This is a genomic window from Flavobacterium branchiicola, assembly GCF_018383905.1.
Lineage (GTDB): Bacteria > Bacteroidota > Bacteroidia > Flavobacteriales > Flavobacteriaceae > Flavobacterium > Flavobacterium branchiicola.
The window spans coordinates 1-797 of sequence record NZ_JAGYWA010000026.1; the positions used below are offsets into that span (position 1 = coordinate 1).

1 protein-coding gene is annotated in these 797 nt (G+C 39.9%); it reads left to right on the forward strand.

Going from position 1 to position 797, the window contains the following annotated elements:
- A partial coding sequence (locus KHA98_RS22755; protein WP_379732501.1) for a sugar-binding domain-containing protein occupies positions 1-797 on the forward strand: 797 nt, incomplete at both ends.

The following is a 797-nucleotide window of genomic DNA, read 5'->3' on the forward strand; positions in this document are numbered from 1 at the left end:
TGGTATCGCAAACATTTCACCGTTCCTGCCTCCGATTCTGGAAAACAGATTTTTGTTGATTTTGATGGAGCAATGGCCAATGCCAAAATTTACCTCAACGGAAATTATGTCGGAACCTGGCCTTATGGTTACAATTCCTTCCGCATGAATCTGACTCCGTTTTTAAAGTTTGGGGAAGAAAATATTTTAGCCGTTCGTTTAGATACAGAAAACTGGGATTCGCGCTGGTATCCCGGAGCCGGAATTTATCGTCATGTCTGGCTGGTAAAAACCAATCCGGTACATGTTGGGCATTGGGGAACCTACATTACAACGCCCAATATTACCAAAGAAGCTGCCGATATCAAAGTAGTGGTAAAAGTTGACAATGCCACAAACAAAGCTGTAAAAGCGGTTATAACAACAGATTTATACGAACTGGACATCAATAATACACCAAAAGCAAAAGTAGGATCACTAATTGTTTCTACTCTTGATATCAAACCAAACACAACAGAAGAAGCAGAAACACATTCCGTTTTAAGCCATCCGAAATTATGGGATTTAAAAATGCCCAATCGCTACGTGGCACAAACCAAAGTTAGCGTTGACGGAAAAGTTGTCGATACATACAACACCCCATTTGGCATTCGAACAATAGAATTTACACCAAGAAACGGATTTCTTTTAAACGGAAAAAGAGTCGAGATTTTTGGGACTTGCAATCACCATGATTTAGGCGCTTTGGGAGCAGCTATTAATACCTCAGCCTTAAAAAGACAATTGGTTATGCTCAAAGAAATGGGTTGTAATTCCTT